Source organism: Lutimonas sp. (assembly GCF_051011215.1).
Lineage (GTDB): Bacteria > Bacteroidota > Bacteroidia > Flavobacteriales > Flavobacteriaceae > Lutimonas.
The window spans coordinates 25,938-47,882 of the sequence record NZ_JBPCUJ010000020.1; the positions used below are offsets into that span (position 1 = coordinate 25,938).

Genomic DNA, 21,945 nt, shown 5'->3' on the forward strand with positions numbered 1-21,945 from the left:
TTCTGTTTTTTTAATTAAAATATAAACCACCCATGGCTTCCTGCGACTACACCAGCGGTGGTGATCAAACTCAATACTAACAAAAACCAATGTGCTCTATGCATAATCGAAAACGTTTTACCAGGATTCTTCTCGGCATATTTTCGAAATAACTTATGCAGTACCAAAGGCTCTAAAACATATAAGACCAAGGTAAACAATATCCAAACAAGTGTCATGGCGTGAATCCACCAAAATTTCAGATCCAGATAGCGGTCCCAGCTATCCATAGCATAAAGCATGTAAAATCCTGATATACCCGTTAACAGGGTCGTTATTTTGGCTTGCACAGCAAACCTTCCTTCTATTTGTTCGAAAGTGCTGATCTGTTCTTCTTTGGATTTTAATTTTTTGATGGCAGGGATCAAAACCGTTGTCACCATACTAACCCCACCTATCCATAAAATAACTGCGATCACATGAATCACTCGGGCCAGTGTATACAACTCCATTTCCATACTGTTTCTATCTTTTATCTTTTATCCAGGTGAGTCTCAGATTTGAATTGGCACTTTCAACGGGTTTTAATATCAGCGTATCACCTTTGAAGGTATAATTTCTTTTCACAACTTTATTCCAGTCACCAGGATTGGAGTGAGATATCCTGGCATGCTCAACCGTTCCTTGCTCTGTATCAACTTTATACTTTGCAACATAAACATACGAATTGGTCAGGTGCTTTAATGCATCTTCCGGGATCGTATCCGTAAAGTTCGGAAAGCGAATCGCTGTTTTTTCATACCCCCTGGTCGTCAAATGAAGAGACATATTATTCGTACCGTCATATAAGATATAACCCTGCATACCACTTCTCCATTCTTCCCATTGATCAGTCTCAGAGTTCAATTGCTCCATACTGACCAACGTCCACAATCCACGGAACCCATCTTCTTCCGATTCTTTCTTCTTTTCTTTGCAAGAGAAAAACAACAGAAGCCCCAAAAAAGTCAACACAATTGAAAATGTTCTCATATTTTTATTTTTTCTTCGAGGTTCTTCTTCACTGTAGTATACCACTCATCTCTTAAAATACTTAAAATAATACTATCCCTCCTGCCTGAGGGGCTAGAACAATTGCTTCGTAATACCCCTTCTTCAACACATCCGATACTTTTCATCGCGGCTATTGACCTTTTATTGGTATGATCTGCTCTAAACTCTACACGCTCCATCCCCCAGTTTTCAAAAGCATAATATAGCATCAGGTATTTACAGTTCTTATTCAAACCGGTGCCTTGGAATCTCTTACCATACCAGGTATAACCCAATTGAGTGGTACGATACCCCATGTTTATATCATAAAATCGCGTTGATCCGGCAATCTCATTATTTGATTTATCAATCACTAAAAAAGGATATGAGGTACCGGCAGCCTTCTCATCAAGTGCCTTACTTAGATATGTTTTCAAATTCTCAATTCCACTGGCAGGAGTCAAGGAATAGGTCCAAAGATCAGGTTCTTTCAACGAGAAATAAGCTAGTTGCTCAAAATCCTTTGATTCCAGAGGTCGAAGCAGGGCCCTATCATTTTCTAAAACAATTTCTTTTGACATATGTACAGATTATATTTTCCGTTCAAATATACCAAAAGCAGCCTATTTACGTCACTTAAAACATATGAAAACTCATGGAAGAAGTACTTGACCGATTCGCTGCCTAAGAACTGGAATCACTTCATTCTCGAACCAGTCATTTTTACGCAACCAAATATTATTTCTGGGAGAAGGATGAGGAAGGGGGAAGTATTTAGGCAAATACTCTGTATAATTTCTTACTGTTTCCGTCAATGTCTTTTTTCTTTTATCCCCTAAGTAATACGATTGAGCATAGGTCCCGATCAACACAACTAATTGCAACTCATTCATTTCAGAAAACAAGGTTTGATGCCATTGGGGAGCACATTCTTTTCTTGGTGGCAGGTCACCACTTTTTCCTTTACCCGGATAACAAAAACCCATGGGTATTAAAGCCAACTTTTCTTCATTATAAAAATCCGTGACATGAAGACCCAGCCATTGTCTCAACCGCTCACCGCTTTTGTCATCCCAGGGAATTCCAGAATTGTGAACTACAGAACCGGGCGCCTGACCTACAATTGCAACTTTACTTTTACGATGTGCCGTCAAAACCGGATTCACCCCATGAACCAAATGAGGCAAACAAATCGTACAATTTCTAATATCTCCCAGTAAATTCTCCAAATAGATTTCTTATTTAAAAACACCCCTATTCCTCTATCTATATAAAGCCCTGGGATAATCTAATATGTTTACATTTTCAGCCTCCAGTTTACGAATGGCATCTTTGGCAATCCAATTTGCTGCCTTCGTGTCAAAGGTCAATATTTTATGAGCTGTATCTAAAGCGCGTTGATTTAAATCAACATTGCGCTTACCAATACTTCGCAAGGCCCAATTCACTGCTTTCTTCACATACAATCTTTCATCGTTGGCCTCTCTGATTAATAGCGGCAGAAATTTCTCGAACAAGTCATTATCAGATTTTTTGTCAGCCATGCAATAGGCGGCCATTGTAGCGAAACCGGCTCTTTTTTCAAACTCCGCCCTTCTGGACGTCCATTCGTGAATTTTCTCCAGGGCTAAACTACTTTTGGCAAACAAGCCCATGCAAAAACTGTCACAAATCTCCCAGTTTTCAAAAGTGACGACCCAATACTCCATCAAGTCTGAAGTGAGCTCTTTCGGATCATAAATTTTACTGCATAATAAGCGCGCTTCATAAATCCCACTTTCAAAAAGTTGTAAAGCAAGTTCATTATCTCTTCCAATCTCTTTGGCAATTATTTTAAGCTCCTTATGATAAATCCCTAATGAATTATGAGAAACAACACCAAATTTCTTTTCCTTGAACACTACCTTATCAGGATCCTGCAAATCATATAAACAAGTAATTACCTCATCATATGTCATAACACCTTATTCGCTTTCCAACTTCTTTTTCTTTTCAGCTTCAAAAGCGGCTGTTCTTTTGATCTGTTCCTCTAAATCCCATTCAAAATCAAACCGCATCTTTAAGAATTCGGAAATGGGACCTAAGCCTATAGCGGCCCTTCTTTTATCAATATTCTCAGGATCGTAAACCGGCCATACATTAAAGCTCTTTGTTTCGGGATAGTACTTCATCTGACCTCCATAGACCTGTAAGTCGCCTCGTTCGGTAGCAATTCTATCCTCGGCTCTGACCAGATATTGAGCGCTTAAATCTCCATCAGCAACAGCCTTTCGCATCATAGGCAGGTATAAAATTCTTACCTCATTATCAGCATGTTGAATAACATTACAAATGGTTCTGTTCCCTCGTTCTCCAATGAGTTCTACGTCCGGCCACCCCTGAGTATCCAGTAAGTGTCTCACTTTCTTTTCGTTAATTGCATGATTTCTTTCATAAATTTCCTGCTGCTCCTGAGCCTTCTTAGAATCAACTCCAAAAGAGTCGATATAGGCGTCTCTCCGACTAATTGGTTGCTGCTCGGTTGTAAATACTGTATCGAGCATAGCTACAATATCGAGGTTTTGCTCCGAAGGTTTTTCAGGCTTCTTAACTTTTGTAGTGCAGCTCAGCATTAAGAGCACTAGCAATACACATGACATTTTAATATACATTGTTTGAATTTGATTTATTTTGTTCCTTATTTTTTTGTCCATCTTTCTTTCACCCAATGAGCCTCTTCCTCATGAGTTAAAAAAGTCCAGGTGACGATCCTACTCGATTTATTACCTTGACCCATTTGAATCGTTTTGTATTCCTCTACCTCCAATTCATCAAGCAGCTTATAAATTTCATTTAAATTTGATTGTTTAGACACCAGCGTAGAAAACCAGCAACATGATTTCCCGAACTTCTTACTCTCTTTAATCATGCGTCGAATAAACCGTTTTTCGCCTCCATCGGTCCAAAGCTCACCTTCCTTTCCTCCAAAATTCAAGTCAGCCTTTGTAACCTTCTTTTTTTTAAGATTGGTCAATTTTCTCAGGGTCCCAGCGGTTGCCTCCGCCCTTGATGCATGAAATGGTGGGTTGCAAATGGTTAGATCAATAGGTTCTGATCTCAGAATTACACCATAAAAAATATCAGATGATTTGGATTGCAACCTGCACTCCACCTTACCTTGAAGCATTTCATTAGAGTTGATTATGCTGTTTGCTGAATCGATCGCTACAGGGTCTATATCCGAACCTATAAAAGACCATCCATACTCATGTACACCAATAATTGGATAAACGCAATTCGCCCCAACACCAATGTCAAGACATCTTATTTTCTCACCTTCTGGTAATCTCCCAAAATTACTTCCTTTTAAATGATCAGCCATATGATGAATATAATCAGCTCTTCCCGGAATCGGCGGGCACAAATACCCTTTGGGAATATCCCAATCCGTCAGCCCATAATAATGAATTAACAAGGCCTTGTTCAACATTTTAACAGCATCAGCATTAAAAAAATCAATAGATTCATCCCCAAATTTATTCTTAACCACAAATTGTGCCAGATCAGGACAGGTGTCGATCAATTCCTTAAAATTATAGCGATCTCGATGCTTGTTCCTGGCATGTAATCTTGGTTTTTTATCAGGATGTTTTTTCTTTTTATCAGCCATAGAATTGTTGGAAAGATTAAGGATTGAAAGATAAGGAAAATCTAATTGGACATGCTGGGTCTGGTATAACTCTTAAAATGAAAAAAAGCATTTATGCTATAGGTACGGTTGAATTGAAAGATATAGTTCTTCCACTTTTTCCCTTGCCCATGGAGTTCTTCTTAAAAACTTTAGGCTGGATTTAACGCTTGGGTTAGACTTAAAGCAATTGATATTGATTCTCAGGGACAGTTGCTCCCAGCCGTAATGTTCCACCAAGGTTTCAACAATAGTGACCAATTTCACCCCGTGTAAGGGATTGTTTGGCTGATGCTGCATTGGTTTCTCCTTGTTGGTCATTCTCTAAAAATCTTTTATGAAAGCATGGATTTATTACAATAGCCCGCCTTGTCAAAATCCCGAACATTCATCGATATGATCGGAACATCGGGTAACATCGCTTTTAATTCAGCAACGATCGCAGTTGAAAGTTGCTGCTTCTGAAGATCCGTTCTACCCTCCATTATGTTTGCGAATATATGAATAAAGGCATTCTTAGACGCACCAAGCACATACTGGTCAAAAGGATTGATTCTAACCTTAATATCTCCAGGATCAAACAACTCGCTTTCCGTAGCGGTCTGATATACTTTCTTCATTAACTCCTTCGGTTTCGCGACTTCTAAAACATTCTTTGAGCAATCAATTACAAAATGTGGCATTCTTCAAAAATTTAATTATTTATTCTTGTATGGATTCGGATTCAAATTTAGAGTATTTAACATCCTTCGCATCCATTATTATTTCTTTCGGATAATCATACATTTCTAAAATTCGAATCGCATTACGAGTCTTTAATTTCCCTTTCTTTAATTTATGATCGAATCGTAATTCCTCCTTGTCTATCTGTTCCGTAAAATGAAATAATTGATACTCCTTCTCAGTCAACAGATCTGTTAATTCAATATCATGGGTTGAAACCAGCACAACATGAGGCCCTTTACTTAAATAGGATAAAATCGCCTTTCCACCGGACACTCTTTCTATGGTATTTGTTCCTTTAAAGATCTCATCCAAGATGAATAAGTAAGGTTCCTTTTCATTTGAAGCATCAACTGCTTCTTTAATACTTACTACTTCTTCCAAATAATAACTCGTATTCTCCGTAATATCATCAGCAATTCGAATCGATGAAAACACTTTAAAAAATGGCGCCTTGAATTCTTTAGCAAAACACATATAAAAGGTCTGGGCCAAAATACTGTTGATTGCAACGGTCCTTATAAAGGTAGTTTTCCCTGACATATTTGATCCCGTTAGCAATAAGCTCTGATCAATCAACTGAAAATCATTCGGAACACAATTCACAATAAGTGGATGGGATATTTCTTTTACAATAATTTCTTTACCCTTTGAAAACTTTGGATGACAAATAATTTCTTGACCGGACTGCACCGATGCAATTGAAATGGCACTATCCACTTCACCTATAAAGCGAAACATAGCATCAATACTGTCTTTTTCTCGGTTCACCGCGTCAATAAAACTGAAAAATATGATATACTCAATATTGAATTGAATTTTAACCAACTCAATTAAGAACCATGAAATGGCAGCGAATTCATTGTCCAGCTTTTTTTCAAACGCTATGAATTCAGTTTTCAGCCTGATGGCATCTATTTTCTTAACAAAGGAAAAATCTTTGAAGAAGGATGAAAGTTCGTCTATGCCAGAAAGCCTTTTGCTCACAGACAACGCAATCGACAACTGTTTCACACCGCTTACATAATAATTCACATTGTCTTTATTACGATAATGAAAAAATGAGTTTACGGCCAAAATAGGTATGAGCAGTAATATAAAGACCGGGTAGAAAAAGGCCATTATAATGGCAATGATTGCCGCGACTGTTAGTGATTGAAGCAACCAGTAAATTTTCGGCTTCTGTATTTGCTGACCATTGATGAGCTCTTCCAGGGCATAGGCATCATTAGAATTAAGTCTCGATAAATAGACCTGGCAACGCAATCGCAGCTCTGATTCTTTTTTAAACAAATTGACCAAAGAGCTAAACTCCTTTAATCGATCAACCGTCCCAATGGTTCTCAACTTAAAATACAGGTATTGCTGCCCTACTTTTGAAGTTGTCCTGTCAATAAATTTAAAAACTTCATCAAGGTCCAGATCCAGGGATGTTTTATTTGATACGATATGATAGGCACTTTTCTTATGCCTGTTGTTCTCAAAATACCTAGCAATCGAAAAAAAATGGTAATGGGTCTCTTCACTTTTTCTTCCCCATTGATCTATCAACCTTTCTTTTAACCTTTTCAATCGTTTTTTACGAGAGAAATTCGTTGCTAAAAAAATGATGATCAATACAGATAGGAGGCCAAGAATCCAATTCATACTCAAATATTATACTTCTAAATTTCAGATATTTACGACAGTACTCTGGTTCATACTTACTAATTAGGATACAGAGATGATTCCCTTTCTGTACAGATCCAAAGCGTTGTTCAATAATAAGACAATTAATTCAATGGGCATATCAATTTCCGGATCTATCTGAAGCACCTTCATTCTTGCCCTGCCTTCTGATTTCAATTCAGGATGGTTCAAGCGCTTCCCTTCCACAAAAAGGATATAAGGTCGTTTTGATTTTTTATCCACCCATAAATAACAAAACATCTTTTGACGATAACAAAAACAGGGCATGCCGTATTTTACAGTCTCTGTGATTTCCTCATCCTGTCCTAAAATGATATCGCGTAAGGCCAGCAGACAACTTTTATTTGGTTCTTCTGATCTTAAATAAAATCCGGATTTTTGCATCAGCCGATTGTATAAGAAATTTCAACTGCACCGGTAGAAAATGAACGACTGTTCACGAAGCTTAACTTTGTTTCATTGGGTAAATCTCCAAATAAATTCTTCCCATCCTGCAGGATTATCGGCATTACAAAGACTTGAATCTCATCCAACAGCCCCTCATTCAGCAGCATTCGATTCAACTGACCACCGCCAATTAACCAGATATCCTTCCCTTCTTCCTCTTTCAGTTTTTGGATAAATTCAACATGGTCTTTTGATATAAATTCCACAAATTCTGTGTTTTCCAGTTGCTTCTTTCTGGTCACCACATAATTCTTTTTGTCAGCATAAGGAAAATCAATACCCCATGAGATAATCTGATCATAGGTTGCGTACCCTTGAATGGTCGTGTCAATTGATCTATAAAAGTCGGCATAGCCATGATCTGTCAGTTCAGGATTGGGAATGGATTCAAGCCAGTCAACACTACCGTCTGGCTTGGCTATTTTTCCGTTTAAACTTGCAGCGATATAAAGTTTAATTTTTCTCATTTGGAACTGGTTGGTTAGGAACTACAAGGTAAGTATAATTTAGACATTTATTTATACCATTACAGCCTGAAACCCAAACCAAAAGGGTACCAGAATCGTTCCAACACCCAATCCGTATCATGGCACTAAGTCATCATATCAGCTTTTTAAGTAAACACTACATGCGATTTATATGTTACAAATCCTTGAAGGATATCTATCTTTTAAGAGTACGAGCAGATTATTGTAATCGGATTGGCAAGGTCATTTTAACTTTTACCGGATGTCCATCTTGCATGGCAGGAGACCATTTCGGCATATTCAAGACTAAATTAACAGCTTGATATGTACTCTTCGAATGAATCGAACCATCCATATGAAAGGTCGACAACTTGTACACTTCTTTCTGTAGAGGATCCTCAGTTACAAATCTATATTTGGTCGCCATTTCTTTCTTTTGTAAAACCTTACTGCCGAACTCGCCCAAGTAGATCGTATCCTGACTATAGACAAACGAGTATGATATTATAAAAAAGGCACAAACAAATTTATTCATAAAACAGAATTAAAAATTAATGAAACTGGTAAAAAAAATATAGTTCTAAAATAAAAAACTTATCTTAATTATGAAGCAGAATATAGGCATTTAGAGAGGTGGCAATTAGCAACCATGCAAAATAAGGCACTATTAATAGTGATTTGATTTTAAGCTGAGGTGCATAATAAAAAAGAAATATTCCCACTAAAATCGTCAGACCTGAAATAATAAAGAGCCCACCTAATACATTTTGGAAATGAAAAAAAGCCGGATTCCATGAAATGTTCAGAATCAACTGCAGCACATACAAGCCGACTAGCAGCGTTTTGTTCTCTGCCAAGGGCCATAAATAGGCCATATAGACCGTAAAACAAATCATGATGGTAGTCCAGGCGGCACCAAAAACCCAACCAGGAGGTGTCCAGGGTGCTTTGGCCAGGTTCATATACCATTCTGAGGGCACACCTTTACCAGTAAACAAACTACCAAGCGCCAAAGCGCCAAAATTAAGCAGTAAAAATAGAATCAATCTGGATATCATTTATTTAGTTAAAAGGATTCGTAATCATGTTTTTAAGTTCTTTAAAAATACAAAAAAAGACCCATAAAAATTGATGATTAATTCAAACTATTCACACCTTGAATTCTTTATTTTTTATAGCTGGTGATGCGCATTAGCCAGGAAAAAACACCAGGGATAAATCTATTTAAGAAAACAAAAATTGACATCATAAATGGTCTTACCACAACATTCGGTTTTGATTTTATGGAGCTGGAAATAATCCTGGCCGCACTTTCTACAGACATTGTTGGTGTGAGCCAGTTTGCAATTTTAGGAATTCGCTCTTCACTTACCGGATTGTTTTTAAAATAAGGTGAATCTACTTTGCCTAACACGATCAGAGAGACCTTAAACTTTGTGTCATACAGATCGGCTTGCAAGGATTTGGCAAAACCTAACATGGCCCATCTTGCAGGTGTATATCCGGTAGCGCCTGGAAATGCGAAATAACTGGCTGCAGAATTAATGATAATAAACTGTCCGGTTCCACGTTCCTGCATCTTATCAAAAAATATTTTACAGGTATAGGCTGTAGCCAGATAAGGAGAATCCATAGATGATTTGTAATAAGATGCATCTGATTCCTTTAAAGACAGCCACTCACCCGCCCCGGCACTGTTGATGATAACATCAGGCAAGCCTTCATTGACCAGTATTTCATTGGCGGTGTTCTCAACAGCCTCCTGCTCTGTCAAATCAGTTGAATAATAACTGACTTTTTTACTTGTGGGATCTATTTCTCTGGCAACTGTTTCCAGTTTCTTGGGATCCCGAGCCTGCAATATAATTCTTGCGCCTTGATCATATAGCAACGCAGCCGCAGCCTTGCCGATGCCACTTGACCCTCCGGTAATTAATATTAATTGATTCTTCATTTAAAGATGTTTTATATTTCTCGCTATTTTATCAAGAGGGCCAAAAAAATGTATTCTTTTATCATCGATACCTGTTGCTATTCATCAAAAGGATTTTTGCTTTTCCCAAGCATCTTTCGAGATTTGGTAGAAATTATGCACAATATCTTCATACGTAAATTCATTTACTTTCATCATTCCTATTTTTTGTAAAATTCTGTTGGAAGAAGCATGTTCAATATCAGCCATACCATAAATATTCGATTGTCCCAGCCGAGTGAAACCGCACTCCAATGAAGCCAATGCAGTTTCAGTAGCATAGCCTTGTCCCCAGACCCTTTTTATAAATCGGTAGCCCAAATCATAGTACATCTCCCTGCCATTGATTGGCTCAGTGATCAATTTAAAACCGCTCCAGCCTACAAAATCTCCAGTGGCTTTCTCCTCAACGGCCCACCTTCCAATACCATTCTCCCGGTATTGAATTCTGATAAAATCGATGTTCTTTTTCGCCTCTTCAAGTGTTTTAACTGGTTTGTTTCCTAAATACCTATGGACCTCTTTATCTGAATCCAACTCAAACATGCCATGTACATCATCTTCTTCGAGGTCTCGCAATAGCAATCTTGCAGTTTCAATATGAATTTTCATTTTAGCAATTTTATTCGCTGGGCAACAAGCCTTTTATTCGCAATTTTCAATCTCCAAATGTATTTCTACTCCCATTCAGGAAACTGTGTTTTGTTTAAATCCAAAGTAGCCAACAATTTCATATCGTCTTCAGATAATTCAAAATCGAAAATATCCAGATTCTCTATCATATGTGCCTTATTGCTTGATCTTGGAATTGATACAATACCTCTTTGAAACAACCATCGTAAGCATACTTGGGCATTTCGTTTATTATATTTTTTTCCAATGTCAGCAATGGTTCCATTGGTAAAGATTCCATTTCGACCAGCTGCAAATGGCGACCAGGCTTCCATTTGTATTCCGGACCTCTTCATGAAGGTATGTGCTTCATGCTGTTGAAAAAAAACATGTGTCTCAATCTGATTCACAGCAGGTTTTACCGTTCCAATACTCATTAATTCGGTCATTTGCTTTTTATCAAAATTACTGACGCCAATAGCCTTAATTTTACCTTTTTTATGTAGTTCCTCCATGGCCTTCCAGGACCCTTTCAAATCACCTCTTGGACGATGGATCAAATAAAGGTCCAGATAATCCAGTCCTAATTTATTCAGTGACAATTCAAATGCCTCTAAAGTATTTTCATAACCAGTGTCATCTACCCATAATTTTGAGGTCACAAATAACGCTTCTCGGTTGACACCACTATTTTTGATTCCCATTCCAACACTTTCCTCATTTCCATAAATCTTAGCCGTATCAATTAAACGATACCCCACAGAAATTGCTGTCTGAACAGATGAAACACCTAATTCCCCTCTCAAGGTATTGGTGCCAAATCCCAGCATTGGCATTTCCACACCGTTATTTAACACACTCACAGGAATGTTTTTTTGAAATAAAGTTGGCTGTTGAAAGCCAAAAGTAGTTGAAACACCCATGGGAACCATCAGTATTCCGGCCGAAAAGGTTGAACTTCTTTGTAAAAAACTCCTGCGATTTATCCCATTTTTTTGATGCCTTTTTTCCATGATTCAATCTAATATAATTTCAATATAAATATAATCTATTCTCCATAATTTCTCATTGACTTCAGCTTAATTGAGCCTTGATTCATGCTTAAAAATGGATTATTGAATAAAATACACCCTTTTAATCTTATCACCTTCAATATGGTAAATTGCCACGGCTTCCATTATTTTATCCCCAAATCTTACACGTTCTTTATCAATAACGACATTTCCCTGTACAATTCTACCCAATAACTCACAGTGCAAATTAGGAGTGTTTTCAAACATCTTCGAATAGCCCTCTCGCATGGTTCCCTTTCCTTTGAATCGTAACTCATCCGGATAATTATACACTTCAACATCTTCGGCATAGGGCTCTAAAAATGCATCAATATTTCTTAAATTATAGGCATTTAATTGTCTTTGTGCCAGGTCTGCCGGTGTTGCCTTTAAAATCTCATTAGGCTCCATAACCAGGCCATTATTAAAAACAGTCTGGATCGAAGTGATATTGTTGATATCTTCAATAGGATTGGCATTCAACAATATTAGGTTTGCCTTCTTATTGACTTCAATTGATCCAAACTCAGTCTCTTTGCCTACAACCTTTGCTCCGTTTAAAGTTGAAGCCTGCATGATCTGCCAATTGGACAAACCACTTTTTTTCATGGCAAGCAACTCATTCAAATAAGAGGAAGCATGTAATGTTCCAATATTACCAGCATCGGTTCCTGTGGCAATTATAACACCTGCATCTGCCAGAATTTTTAGATTAGTCATGCTTATTGAATCACCTTTCTTCAATCTGTTCTGTTGTTTTTGAGAACCTGAAGATGTTTTATATGCGTTGACCATTGCGGTATCAGCGATATGTCTGAGATCCATCAAAGTACCTAACTGAACAGGGTCTGACCTTAACAAATCATAATTATTAATTTTCAATGCCTGACTAAAAGTATTCACATAACCACCATGAACTACAAGCGTTGGACATAAAATTGTTTTCCGTTCTTTGAGCAAGGCAACAAAATCTTCTTTTACAACTTCATCATCTACACTATGCACTAAATAGTCACATCCGTTTTCAACCGCCAATTGGGCAGTGATTCTCTGGGTTGCATGAACAGCTACTTTCAGATTATGCTCATGAGCCTCCTTGATAATAGCTTGCACGATCGGCAGATTTTTTCTGGCACTTGCTTCCACTTCGGAAGGTTCCCTCGAGGTGATATACCAGATTTTAATAAAATCCGGTTTGTAGGCTAATTGTGCCTGAACCATTTGAATGCCATCTTCAACAGATTGAACCAAATTGAATGGTTTTTCATCTCCTAGATCGGCATAAACTGAGGGTTCATATGTTGTAAGCAATGGACCTGTCATATAAACTGAAGGCAGCTGATCATCCTCAATAAAATCATTCCTTTGTTGAAGAAAACTAACTGAGGCTCCTACATCGATTACATTGGTAACCCCTACCTGCAAATACCTCTTTAAAGTAGTCTCCATAGACTCATGAGCTAAAGCTAGCTCCTTATAATGTGGCATTTCCATCCTTAAATCAATAGCATCTGGCCTTGCATATAAACCGCCACTTTGAAAAAAATGAATATGCGCATCTGTCATCCCCGGGAATAAGTACTTGTCTTTTCCGTCAATGACATTAGCACCCTCGGGAATTTTTATCTTTTTTGAGCGATTTATTTCAATAATTCGGTCACCAGAAATCTGAACAGTTTGATTAGCTACCATCTTTTGATTTTTAACGTCTCCTACAGAAACATTCGTGATATACGTTTGTGAAAAAACTGTGCAAAAAGACAATAACAGTAAGGCAGTGGTAATTTTTTTAAAAGACATAAGGTATATATTAGATTGATCTAGACTAAGGTAAGCTAATTAATCATTGTATATCCTGTCAGTTGCCTTTATGAGGTCAGCATATGGTATAAATTGATCAGATATAGTCAAAATAGCATGTAGATTATTTTTCAACTTTTCCAGTTCAATCACATCTGGTTTCATACAGGTTTGCAATAAGTGTAGTGCCATATCTGCCAAGAGTAAACGTTGTTTTTCCAGCCAGTCACTCTCTCCTTTTTTCGAGCTATGATCAAGATAGGCCGCTTCAACCTGAGCATGCATATTCCAACTTTCCTTTATTAATTCTATTTTTTGTTTGTCTGTCATTTTTTATAAGCTTGTATTATTCTGATATTAATTCAAAGGATGCAGCATGCTATTTGATCACTATTTTTCTACCTGTTTCAGCGGCCTTGTAAATCGCTTCGATAACGATCATATCTTTCAACCCTTCTTCTCCCGCTATATGAATGGGAAGTTTTTTATTCTCAAGTATGTATTTCCCTATACCATCCAGTTGTGCTGCCTGTTGGTTGATCACAGGGAAATCAAAGGGTCCTGAACTCGATCTGCCGATAAAAGGACCATAGCTTATGGCAGGGCTCATTTCAAAAAATCCATGATCCGCGGCCGCATAAAATCGATCAACACTGCTTGTTGACGTTGTTGTTGACGTACCTACTGCACCATTCGGGAAATTCAATTGCCAGGTGATACCTTCTTCAACCTCTACAAATAAATCTGGTCGAATTTTAGGTAGGAATTGCGCTGTAACTGAGACCGGTTCTTCACCCAAAACATACCGATTGCTTTGAATACAATATACGCCCAGATTCATTAACGGACCTCCTCCGGACAATTTCTTATTCAGATGCCAGTCACCGGGATCAATGCCAGTCATATTAAAACCAAGAGAAGCTTCAATCAGGCGAACCTGACCAAATACCTTCTCCTGCCCTAACCTCATAATCTCAAGATGATTAGGCTCATAATGCAAACGATACCCCAAGGCAAGCTGCACTCCGGCGTCCTTGCATGCCGCAATCATTTCACGACATTCCTCAGCTGTATTTGCCATGGGCTTTTCAACGATCACATGTTTGGATGCCGTTGCCGCTCTTATGGTAAACTCCTTATGCATACCATTGGGCAGGACCACATAAACCAGATCAATATCTTTATTATCCCTTATTTCATCAAAGTTCTCATAGTTATAAATATTCTTTGACGGTATGCCATATTTTTCTTTCCAACTCACTTCTTTTTCCGGGGAGCCAGTAATGATTCCTGTTAGTTGACAAAATTCAGATGCCTGCAAACCCTTTGCCAGTATATTGGCATAGCGACCTAATCCACAAAGAGCCACATTCAATTTTTCACCTTGATACCTGCCATTCATGGAAGAGAACATCTCTTCTAAAGAGAAAAACGCCGGACTCATTGCCACAGTTCCAATCCCCAGACCTGCATTCTTTACAAATGACCTTCTTGATACACTTTTCATGTTAGTACGATTATATTTTTATTGTATTTGATGCTGGCATCTCGTTGACACCTCTTAAAAACTGGCATTTCTAATTCTCGGACCATATTGCTAATTCGTTACCAGAAGGATCCTCAAAATGAAATCTTTGGCCACCGGGAAAGGAAAAAATCTCTTTCGTAATCCTACCACCAGATCCAATAATTTTATGTTGAATCAGGTTTAAATCTTCATGATATAGCACAATCAATGCACCCTTAACCACTGGAGTCGCAGTTTTCTCAAAACCACCTGCAATGCCACTTTCAGAAAATGCTGTGTAGTCCGGTCCGTAATCTGTGAATTTCCAGTTAAATACGCCTGAATAAAAGGATTTGATTTTATGTAAATCATTCGCCTTTAATTCAACATAATTAATATAATTATTGATCAATTTCATGATGATTAAATTATATAAGAAAAGGTCTTTGCTTCAAAAAAGACATGAATCAAGAATATCCTAGCCATTTAATCAGTGCTGGCTATTCATACAGACTGCAAAAAAAGACCATAGGAGAAATCCATTAGCTTATACGCCATTTACCACCTGAGATTCAGGATAATAATAAGCCCAAACAGCCCATAAAACACTGTTATAAATATACTCCTGTTGCAAAGTCCCGTATTCGGTGTTTCCATCAATTTTAATAGCCGACACATCGAACACCTGTCCATCCTTTTCCCGGTTATAACAGGCGATTGTTTCATATTCAGGAAAGTAAACCATGACAAGTTTTTTATCTCCTACCTCGAAATTATAAATACCCTGTTTCTTAATAAATTCCTTGGTAAAGGCTATTTGCTCATGATTCACATCATCTCTGATACCAATAATATTTTCCTTCGAAGGCAATCTGGTGTCATCAAAGTTAGACGTTTTAAACATCCATTCTTCTCCATGCCAAGTCTCTTCTGTATCGAATAACATACTTACGACTTTCTCAATCGGTGAGTCCCAGACATTATAGAGCACTTCTCCTTTCGGAAATAATTTTTTATACCCTCTAAAGGTCATTTCAAGTACCGGAATAGGCTCCAGTTTCTGCTTTGAAAACTCGCATTCCTGAGTAATTTGCTGTATGATTTCATCACTATTCGTATCCCAGATCAAGAGGTTATTGTTTGTCTGAGCCAACACTTTGAAATCATAGCCCTCTCCATCCTTGTTGTTTACATAAGGCGTTGCCAGGTTTGTCATTACACAATAGGCCAAAACAACATTATCATCTCCAAAATCTCCGTCAAAAATATGTGCTTGCCAGATAAATTCCGGCGGATAAGCTTTTTGCACCCCATTGTGATTTACAACCAACACCCGATCATCACCCGATAAATACTGCCTTTTCTCAGACTCAGAGATAGAAATATATTCTGACTTATACTGTTGACTTCTAAACAAAAAATAAGGGGTTAAATATTTAGACATTCCGATGCACAACAACCAGGCAACGCCTAAAAGAACGGCCCACTTTTTGGTCTGAAATTTGTGTTTATTTGCCAGTACAATCCCTGCAATAATAAAGACCAGAGATAGTAGTTGAATGGTTACACTGTTCTTAAAATACCATACCACCCATTTTTTCTCAACCCCAACAATCTGGCCTATATCCGTCATGATTAATACACCAATGAGAGCTGTCAAAAAGGCTGCAATAAAAAGAGCGTAGACAAGGTATTTGGATTGTGAAATGCTTTGTTTCATAGTTTTGGATTTAGTTTATCTAATGAAAATATAAAGGTAACAGTTCCTTAAGAATCCTTTCAATCTGACACCTAAGAATCAAGACTATCAAATATACAAATTAAACTTAATTTTAATAATTTACCAGAAACAGAAATTTCAATCTGAGTTACTTTTCTTCCTTTTGAAAACCAAGACATTTGCAGGCTTTTCACTTTTCTCATTCGAGATAAAAAGATCTCCCTGATCATTAAAAGTCAGACCTTCAGCCTGTGGAAAAAGAGATTTGGTCAGTTGAATATTTTGAAGGATATTGCCGCTATCTGACAAAACCAACAGCGTTTTTGAAAATGAACTGAGCACATAAATGAACCCATCAGGATCAACTCCTATCGCAGAAGGCTTAAATTTTCTATGGACCCGGTCTTGTTTTATTTTAAATAAAGGTTTTTCATCAAATGCATGCTTGTCCAATGAAAAGGTATATATATAGATATAATCTCGTTTCGATTTCTTCGCGTGGGCTTTGCAAGCTACCAACAAGCGCTTGTTTTCTTTATCCAGACAAATTCCTTCAAATTCAAAATCACCCTCCTTCTTAAATTTGAATTTTTGCTTCTCATGTGTTTCACTGACACTGTAAATACTCCCATCACTTCTAAGTGCATAAAACCGATTCTCATAAAATGTCAGTCCCTCAAAGTCGGCATCTTTCCCAAAATCAAAGGAATCCATGATCTCACCTGACGCTGGATTGAGAAAATAAATGACAGCCTTTTCATCTTGCACGGCAGCAATGGAACTATCTGAAATACTCACCAAACCAGATACTTCATTTAGTTTTTTATTGAGTTTTAACTGCTGATCAGGAGATTCCAAATTATAGTGAAAATCCTGGCCTTTACAGGCGATAAAACCGACACATACACAAATGAAAAAGATGAATTCTCTCATAAATCAGTTTTTTAAATAATACAAATTAACTCGAAATCATGCCTTGCATTATCTCCCTGATATTTTGTTCCTCGTAGATCCTTTTAATTAACTCCTGATACACAGATCTAAATTTTTCGTTTTCATGAAGTTTCCCAAAAATAGATTTTTGACGTATAAAACTAAAGACATCTTTTTCAGTATCAGAAGCCGCTAGGTGCAACTCTTTTTTCAACGCATCGATAACCTCTATTTCTTGCCCCTTTTCATCTATTCCCTTATCGCTATAATAGCACCAAGCTGCCACTACTAAAGTGGCGAGTTGAATACCTCCTCCTTGCTGCAAGTTTTCCTGCAGGGTTGCTATCAAAAACTTTGGCAGTTTGGCTGAGCTCTCAGAGCAAATTCGACTTACACTATCCTTGATATTAGGATTAGAAAAACGCTCAAGTAAACTGTTCTTATAATCTGAAAGATTAATTCCTTTTAATTCGCCCAGAACTGCACTGGCCTCTGTATCCAAAAAAGACTTTAGGAACAAGACAAAAGTTTTATCATCCATGCAGGCATTAATGGTTTGATGACCGTGAATCGCACCTAAAATCCCTAAAACAGAATGACCAGCATTGAGCAATCTTAATTTCATTTTCTCATAAGGTTTAACATCCTTCACAAATTGCACACCCACTTTCTCTAAGCTTGGTCTACCCATAGAAAAACGATCCTCAACAACCCATTGAATAAAAGGTTCACAGGTCACAGGCCATGCATCTTTTATACCGTAATTTGCCGCTAAATAATCTATATCCGTTTGCGAAGTAACAGGCGTAATTCTGTCCACCATACTATTTGGGAACCGCACTTCTTTTTCTATCCAGGTTGCCAAAACAGCATTTTGTTTTTTGGCAAACGCCAAAAGCATGTTTCGAGCCAGGTCACCATTGTGTTGAATATTATCACATGAAATCACTGTAAATGCAGGAATCTGAGCCAAACGTCTTTTATTCAATGCTGCTGTTAAATATCCGTATACTGTCTTAGGATCATCAGGATGCTCTAGCTCATACTGAATTGCTTCATTCTCAAAATCAAAGTTTCCGGTAGACGGATCAAAATTATATCCACCTTCAGTAATGGTTAGCGAAACAATTTCTGTCGAAAGTGCCGCCATCGCATCTATGATTTCTTTTGACTGATCCAGTGAAAGCTTAAAATCTATAATAGAACCAATTATCTGAGGTTGAATCTTTCCGTCAGGATGTTTAATAAGTAAGGTATACAACCCATTCTGCTCCTGCATCACCTGACCGATTTTGACATCAGCTTGCCGCAGTCCTACCCCTATTATACGCCATTTGCTCTCTGAATGCTTTTCATTTAATTGGTTCACATAATAGGCCTGGTGAGCGCGATGAAAGCCTCCAACTCCTATATGAACGATTCCCCTAGGTAGCTTTTCTCTGTCATAGGAGGGCCCTGGAATTATTTGATTTATTTGAGCTAAATTCTTGGTGTTGATTTCAACATTTTTATCCATTTTACTTCGATTTTTTTTGTTTCCCTCGTTTCAGAGCCCAATAAGAAGTACTAAAGTAAATCAGCGTACAAACAAAAGAGATTCGGTAAAAAATTGCTCTGTTCACCTGATATTCGCCTTCATTAGAGCTTCCAAAAAGCACCATAATCGCAAGTGCAAGGGTGATCAAAAGTGTAATAATTGATAGGGTCCTTAAGGTTTTTGACAGTAAGGATTTATCCTTAATTGACACAGGGACAGCGTTCGCTTTTTCTTCTTGAAACGCTTCAATCCGCTGATCGTATAAGTCCTGGTTTCTTTCTGCTTCTGGGTAGCTTTTTTTTGCACCATAAAAGCCGGCCAATAAGGTATACATTAAAATAGTGAAAATCCACGTTGGGATAAAAAGATAAAAGAATGACATCACATCCAATGCGTTCAATCCAAAACCAAATAACAAGCCGAGGGCCCATGAAGCAATTGCCGGGGTACTAAAAGAAAGTTGTTTATACGTTGACCAATATCGTGTATAGCCGATTTTAGGAAAGATCTGATGCTCGGTAAATACAATCGCTCCCACTGGAACAACAATTAATCCTGCATAGGTCAAAAGAGGTAATATCTGTGAAAAAACAAAGGGGAAACAGGCGATAATTATTGTAATCAAACCTACAACCAGTGTTGTACTTCTTCTTGAATGTCTGTAAAAAATCGCTTGTGCCGCTAATCCTGCCCTGTATAAATTAGCTACTGCTGTGGTCCAACCGGCTACAATTACGATGACAAAACCCGACCAGCCAAGGGCGTAATATGCCACATCTCCCGGATCCAGTTCAACTATGGATTTCCCGAGAATTACAGCGGCTCCTGCACCCATAATACCGGCTGCGATCCAAGCCACATAGTGTCCAAACATCATTCCTGTGCTTGTAGCCAGCCCATAAATTTTCTTTTTAGCAAAACGAAGTAACGCCATATCAATTAAACCAAAATGAGTAATTGTATTGGCCGCCCAGGCAAAACCAATAACTTCTATCAATCCAATTCCAGGATCTCCATTACTATCCATACCTGTCCAAATTGATTGATCTCCCAATCTGATGAAGTCATCCCATCCTGCTGGTATTGTTTTTCCCAAGACATCTATTGACAAAGCAGGTAAAAGTACCATAGCTCCGCTGCTGAACATTACAAATAACCAGGGAGCACAAATCCCTGAAAACTCTGTAACCGCATTAAACCCATAAATAGCAATTGAAACTACTACGAGGCCAACAGCCAATACAATCAGAATAAACCATAGGTTTGTTGGGTACCAGTTCAATTGGGCAGGAATATCAAAAGCAAATCTGACGGCAGTCGCAGAAACAGTAACCATAGCCGCTGAAATAACAGAGAAGATAACAACATTTGCCCAATTATAGAGTTTGGTCATTGAATCTCCGGCAATTTTATTCAGATAGGTATACAGACTGAGTCTTGTTTCGACAGCTATAGGAGACGTAATGAGGGTCCAACTAAGTACTGCTAAAATATTGCCAATTAACAAACCCAATAAAATGTCCATGGTTTTGGCACCTAAGGCAACAAAAGTTGCTCCGATCACAAATTCTGTTGCCGCAACATGCTCAGCAGCATACAGGCCCGCAAAATGAGTCCAATCATGAAGTTTGTTCTTTGGTATCGGAAGTTGTTCCTCATCTAATTGTTCGAACTCTAGATGATTTTGGCTTGATTTCATATGATGGGCGATTGTTAAATTGGATGGGATTGAAAATTGATCTAAGATAACAAATATTCGAAATATAGATAAATAGTGATCTGAAGATTGAAAATGAACGAAGTACATCGTTAGAAACCGTCATTGATCCATAATTTTCAAAAAAAAGGCGGGCTGCGAAATTTTCATCTCACATACCCGCTGTTCCTAAACGATGCTTCATTGTAGCGATTTCTTAATTGTTCAGCACTGCATCGAATACAGCCTCTTTATCAAGCTTTTTAGTGCAGAAAAACCAGTCTTTACAGTCAATGTCACTATCTTCCATTCTATCTTTTGCTGTTCCACAGGATCCAGCAGGACCGATAATCACATCGTCTCCTGGATTCCAATCTGCAGGGGTAGCAACCTCAAATTTATCCGCAGCCTGCAAGGCAATAATAACACGATATAATTCATCAAAATTTCTACCCAGGCTAAGAGGGTAGTAAATAATGGCTCTTATAATTCCTGCAGGATCAATAAAGAAAACAGCCCGTACCGCTTTGGTTGAATCTTCATTGGGTTGAATCATTCCATACTTTTTCGCTACTGTCATTTTAATGTCCTCGATCAAAGGAAAATTAACCTCGACGTCTTTCATGCCTTTGTATTCAATTTTTTCCTTGATATTTCTCAACCAGGCGATATGACTGTATAAACCGTCAATTGACAAACCAACCAGTTTACAATTTGCTTTGGCAAACTTATCTTCCATCGTAGCGAAGGTCATAAATTCAGACGTACAAACTGGTGTAAAATCTGCCGGATGGCTAAATAGAATCACCCAATTTCCTGCATAATCTTCAGGGAAATTTATAGTTCCCTGTGTCGTTACTGCTGTAAATTCAGGTGCTGCATCACCAATTCTAGGCATACTTATCACGGTATCTAATGTGTTTTCTTCCATGGTGCTCGTTTTTAAATTATCATATGCACTAAGTTATTTTAAAATCTTCTTTTGCAGTGTGACTCAGGTCACATGAAGTTTTCCTAACGGCTGAGCGAACTAACTACCTGATAAAGTGTATGCACCGAAACATAAAGGTCATTGTTTTATTCCATAGATTCTGATCCATTTTCACTGACAA

26 protein-coding genes are annotated in these 21,945 nt (G+C 37.9%); all 26 read right to left on the bottom strand.

Annotated elements, in window-relative coordinates; translation table 11 throughout:
* Positions 1-14 precede the first annotated feature (14 nt).
* Positions 15-491, bottom strand: coding sequence for a hypothetical protein (locus tag ACR2MV_RS02385; RefSeq protein ID WP_434020293.1), 477 nt, complete (start codon positions 489-491; stop codon positions 15-17).
* A gap of 13 nt (positions 492-504) precedes the next feature.
* Positions 505-1,011, bottom strand: coding sequence for a lipocalin-like domain-containing protein (locus ACR2MV_RS02390; protein WP_434020294.1), 507 nt, complete (start codon positions 1,009-1,011; stop codon positions 505-507).
* Positions 1,008-1,592, bottom strand: coding sequence for a GNAT family N-acetyltransferase (locus ACR2MV_RS02395; RefSeq protein ID WP_434020295.1), 585 nt, complete (start codon positions 1,590-1,592; stop codon positions 1,008-1,010). The genes ACR2MV_RS02390 and ACR2MV_RS02395 overlap by 4 nt, the downstream gene beginning before the upstream one ends.
* 72 nt (positions 1,593-1,664) lie before the next feature.
* On the bottom strand, positions 1,665-2,240 hold the full coding sequence (locus ACR2MV_RS02400; protein ID WP_434020296.1) for a uracil-DNA glycosylase family protein: 576 nt from the start codon (positions 2,238-2,240) through the stop codon (positions 1,665-1,667).
* Positions 2,241-2,273: 33 nt separating this feature from the next.
* On the bottom strand, positions 2,274-2,969 hold the full coding sequence (locus ACR2MV_RS02405; protein WP_434020297.1) for a DNA alkylation repair protein: 696 nt from the start codon (positions 2,967-2,969) through the stop codon (positions 2,274-2,276).
* 6 nt (positions 2,970-2,975) lie between these two features.
* A complete protein-coding gene (locus ACR2MV_RS02410) occupies positions 2,976-3,662 on the bottom strand; it encodes a DUF6624 domain-containing protein (RefSeq protein WP_434020298.1) in 687 nt (228 codons plus the stop codon).
* A 26-nt stretch (positions 3,663-3,688) separates the two neighbouring features.
* On the bottom strand, positions 3,689-4,660 hold the full coding sequence (gene rlmF, locus ACR2MV_RS02415) for a 23S rRNA (adenine(1618)-N(6))-methyltransferase RlmF (RefSeq protein WP_434020299.1): 972 nt from the start codon (positions 4,658-4,660) through the stop codon (positions 3,689-3,691).
* A 96-nt stretch (positions 4,661-4,756) separates the two neighbouring features.
* Positions 4,757-4,978: a VF530 family DNA-binding protein gene (locus ACR2MV_RS02420; protein WP_434020388.1), complete on the bottom strand. Its 222-nt coding sequence runs from the start codon at positions 4,976-4,978 to the stop codon at positions 4,757-4,759.
* A gap of 35 nt (positions 4,979-5,013) precedes the next feature.
* Positions 5,014-5,361 carry a 5-carboxymethyl-2-hydroxymuconate Delta-isomerase gene (locus ACR2MV_RS02425; protein ID WP_434020300.1) on the bottom strand — a complete coding sequence of 116 codons (348 nt, stop codon included), beginning with the start codon at positions 5,359-5,361 and terminating at the stop codon, positions 5,014-5,016.
* Positions 5,362-5,380: 19 nt separating this feature from the next.
* Positions 5,381-7,048, bottom strand: a complete 1,668-nt coding sequence (locus ACR2MV_RS02430) for a MutS-related protein (RefSeq protein WP_434020301.1) — start codon at positions 7,046-7,048, stop codon at positions 5,381-5,383.
* A 63-nt stretch (positions 7,049-7,111) separates the two neighbouring features.
* Positions 7,112-7,474 carry a DUF1801 domain-containing protein gene (locus ACR2MV_RS02435; RefSeq protein ID WP_434020302.1) on the bottom strand — a complete coding sequence of 121 codons (363 nt, stop codon included), beginning with the start codon at positions 7,472-7,474 and terminating at the stop codon, positions 7,112-7,114.
* Entirely contained in the window at positions 7,474-8,004 is a 531-nt protein-coding gene (locus ACR2MV_RS02440) for a dihydrofolate reductase family protein (RefSeq protein ID WP_434020303.1), read from the bottom strand. The genes ACR2MV_RS02435 and ACR2MV_RS02440 overlap by 1 nt, the downstream gene beginning before the upstream one ends.
* Positions 8,005-8,224: 220 nt before the next feature.
* A complete protein-coding gene (locus ACR2MV_RS02445) occupies positions 8,225-8,539 on the bottom strand; it encodes a hypothetical protein (protein WP_434020304.1) in 315 nt (104 codons plus the stop codon).
* A gap of 64 nt (positions 8,540-8,603) precedes the next feature.
* The gene (locus ACR2MV_RS02450) at positions 8,604-9,062 is read right to left on the bottom strand and encodes a TspO/MBR family protein (protein ID WP_434020305.1); all 459 of its coding nucleotides are present in this window, start codon (positions 9,060-9,062) and stop codon (positions 8,604-8,606) included.
* 107 nt (positions 9,063-9,169) lie between these two features.
* Entirely contained in the window at positions 9,170-9,958 is a 789-nt protein-coding gene (locus tag ACR2MV_RS02455; protein ID WP_434020306.1) for an SDR family NAD(P)-dependent oxidoreductase, read from the bottom strand.
* Between the two features lie 84 nt (positions 9,959-10,042).
* The gene (locus ACR2MV_RS02460) at positions 10,043-10,588 is read right to left on the bottom strand and encodes a GNAT family N-acetyltransferase (protein WP_434020307.1); all 546 of its coding nucleotides are present in this window, start codon (positions 10,586-10,588) and stop codon (positions 10,043-10,045) included.
* A 65-nt stretch (positions 10,589-10,653) separates the two neighbouring features.
* Positions 10,654-11,601 (bottom strand): aldo/keto reductase, encoded by a 948-nt coding sequence (locus ACR2MV_RS02465; protein WP_434020308.1) that lies wholly within the window; start codon positions 11,599-11,601, stop codon positions 10,654-10,656.
* Between the two features lie 99 nt (positions 11,602-11,700).
* Positions 11,701-13,440: an amidohydrolase family protein gene (locus ACR2MV_RS02470; protein ID WP_434020309.1), complete on the bottom strand. Its 1,740-nt coding sequence runs from the start codon at positions 13,438-13,440 to the stop codon at positions 11,701-11,703.
* Positions 13,441-13,479: 39 nt separating this feature from the next.
* Positions 13,480-13,770, bottom strand: a complete 291-nt coding sequence (locus ACR2MV_RS02475; RefSeq protein ID WP_434020310.1) for a hypothetical protein — start codon at positions 13,768-13,770, stop codon at positions 13,480-13,482.
* Between the two features lie 49 nt (positions 13,771-13,819).
* Positions 13,820-14,947, bottom strand: a complete 1,128-nt coding sequence (locus ACR2MV_RS02480; RefSeq protein WP_434020311.1) for a Gfo/Idh/MocA family protein — start codon at positions 14,945-14,947, stop codon at positions 13,820-13,822.
* A gap of 70 nt (positions 14,948-15,017) precedes the next feature.
* Positions 15,018-15,365: a VOC family protein gene (locus ACR2MV_RS02485; protein WP_434020312.1), complete on the bottom strand. Its 348-nt coding sequence runs from the start codon at positions 15,363-15,365 to the stop codon at positions 15,018-15,020.
* 129 nt (positions 15,366-15,494) lie between these two features.
* The gene (locus tag ACR2MV_RS02490; RefSeq protein WP_434020313.1) at positions 15,495-16,667 is read right to left on the bottom strand and encodes a DUF3179 domain-containing (seleno)protein; all 1,173 of its coding nucleotides are present in this window, start codon (positions 16,665-16,667) and stop codon (positions 15,495-15,497) included.
* 138 nt (positions 16,668-16,805) lie between these two features.
* Positions 16,806-17,600, bottom strand: coding sequence for an SdiA-regulated domain-containing protein (locus ACR2MV_RS02495; RefSeq protein WP_434020314.1), 795 nt, complete (start codon positions 17,598-17,600; stop codon positions 16,806-16,808).
* Between the two features lie 25 nt (positions 17,601-17,625).
* Positions 17,626-19,116 carry a mannitol dehydrogenase family protein gene (locus tag ACR2MV_RS02500; RefSeq protein WP_434020315.1) on the bottom strand — a complete coding sequence of 497 codons (1,491 nt, stop codon included), beginning with the start codon at positions 19,114-19,116 and terminating at the stop codon, positions 17,626-17,628.
* A gap of 1 nt (position 19,117) precedes the next feature.
* Positions 19,118-20,836, bottom strand: coding sequence for a purine-cytosine permease family protein (locus tag ACR2MV_RS02505; protein ID WP_434020316.1), 1,719 nt, complete (start codon positions 20,834-20,836; stop codon positions 19,118-19,120).
* A gap of 214 nt (positions 20,837-21,050) precedes the next feature.
* Positions 21,051-21,764 (bottom strand): peroxiredoxin, encoded by a 714-nt coding sequence (locus ACR2MV_RS02510; protein ID WP_434020317.1) that lies wholly within the window; start codon positions 21,762-21,764, stop codon positions 21,051-21,053.
* Positions 21,765-21,945: the final 181 nt, after the last annotated feature.

Excerpts from the sequence above, each read along its gene's own strand:
- ACR2MV_RS02385 (WP_434020293.1), bottom strand. The coding sequence starts at position 491 with ATGGAGTTGTATACACTGGCCCGAGTGATTCATGTGATCGCAGTTATT.
- ACR2MV_RS02390 (WP_434020294.1), bottom strand. The coding sequence starts at position 1,011 with ATGAGAACATTTTCAATTGTGTTGACTTTTTTGGGGCTTCTGTTGTTT.
- ACR2MV_RS02395 (WP_434020295.1), bottom strand. The coding sequence starts at position 1,592 with ATGTCAAAAGAAATTGTTTTAGAAAATGATAGGGCCCTGCTTCGACCT.
- ACR2MV_RS02405 (WP_434020297.1), bottom strand. The coding sequence starts at position 2,969 with ATGACATATGATGAGGTAATTACTTGTTTATATGATTTGCAGGATCCT.
- ACR2MV_RS02410 (WP_434020298.1), bottom strand. The coding sequence starts at position 3,662 with ATGTATATTAAAATGTCATGTGTATTGCTAGTGCTCTTAATGCTGAGC.
- rlmF (WP_434020299.1), bottom strand. The coding sequence starts at position 4,660 with ATGGCTGATAAAAAGAAAAAACATCCTGATAAAAAACCAAGATTACAT.
- ACR2MV_RS02420 (WP_434020388.1), bottom strand. The coding sequence starts at position 4,978 with ATGCAGCATCAGCCAAACAATCCCTTACACGGGGTGAAATTGGTCACT.
- ACR2MV_RS02425 (WP_434020300.1), bottom strand. The coding sequence starts at position 5,361 with ATGCCACATTTTGTAATTGATTGCTCAAAGAATGTTTTAGAAGTCGCG.
- ACR2MV_RS02430 (WP_434020301.1), bottom strand. The coding sequence starts at position 7,048 with ATGAATTGGATTCTTGGCCTCCTATCTGTATTGATCATCATTTTTTTA.
- ACR2MV_RS02435 (WP_434020302.1), bottom strand. The coding sequence starts at position 7,474 with ATGCAAAAATCCGGATTTTATTTAAGATCAGAAGAACCAAATAAAAGT.
- ACR2MV_RS02440 (WP_434020303.1), bottom strand. The coding sequence starts at position 8,004 with ATGAGAAAAATTAAACTTTATATCGCTGCAAGTTTAAACGGAAAAATA.
- ACR2MV_RS02445 (WP_434020304.1), bottom strand. The coding sequence starts at position 8,539 with ATGAATAAATTTGTTTGTGCCTTTTTTATAATATCATACTCGTTTGTC.
- ACR2MV_RS02450 (WP_434020305.1), bottom strand. The coding sequence starts at position 9,062 with ATGATATCCAGATTGATTCTATTTTTACTGCTTAATTTTGGCGCTTTG.
- ACR2MV_RS02455 (WP_434020306.1), bottom strand. The coding sequence starts at position 9,958 with ATGAAGAATCAATTAATATTAATTACCGGAGGGTCAAGTGGCATCGGC.
- ACR2MV_RS02460 (WP_434020307.1), bottom strand. The coding sequence starts at position 10,588 with ATGAAAATTCATATTGAAACTGCAAGATTGCTATTGCGAGACCTCGAA.
- ACR2MV_RS02465 (WP_434020308.1), bottom strand. The coding sequence starts at position 11,601 with ATGGAAAAAAGGCATCAAAAAAATGGGATAAATCGCAGGAGTTTTTTA.
- ACR2MV_RS02470 (WP_434020309.1), bottom strand. The coding sequence starts at position 13,440 with ATGTCTTTTAAAAAAATTACCACTGCCTTACTGTTATTGTCTTTTTGC.
- ACR2MV_RS02475 (WP_434020310.1), bottom strand. The coding sequence starts at position 13,770 with ATGACAGACAAACAAAAAATAGAATTAATAAAGGAAAGTTGGAATATG.
- ACR2MV_RS02480 (WP_434020311.1), bottom strand. The coding sequence starts at position 14,947 with ATGAAAAGTGTATCAAGAAGGTCATTTGTAAAGAATGCAGGTCTGGGG.
- ACR2MV_RS02485 (WP_434020312.1), bottom strand. The coding sequence starts at position 15,365 with ATGAAATTGATCAATAATTATATTAATTATGTTGAATTAAAGGCGAAT.
- ACR2MV_RS02490 (WP_434020313.1), bottom strand. The coding sequence starts at position 16,667 with ATGAAACAAAGCATTTCACAATCCAAATACCTTGTCTACGCTCTTTTT.
- ACR2MV_RS02495 (WP_434020314.1), bottom strand. The coding sequence starts at position 17,600 with ATGAGAGAATTCATCTTTTTCATTTGTGTATGTGTCGGTTTTATCGCC.
- ACR2MV_RS02500 (WP_434020315.1), bottom strand. The coding sequence starts at position 19,116 with ATGGATAAAAATGTTGAAATCAACACCAAGAATTTAGCTCAAATAAAT.
- ACR2MV_RS02505 (WP_434020316.1), bottom strand. The coding sequence starts at position 20,836 with ATGAAATCAAGCCAAAATCATCTAGAGTTCGAACAATTAGATGAGGAA.
- ACR2MV_RS02510 (WP_434020317.1), bottom strand. The coding sequence starts at position 21,764 with ATGGAAGAAAACACATTAGATACCGTGATAAGTATGCCTAGAATTGGT.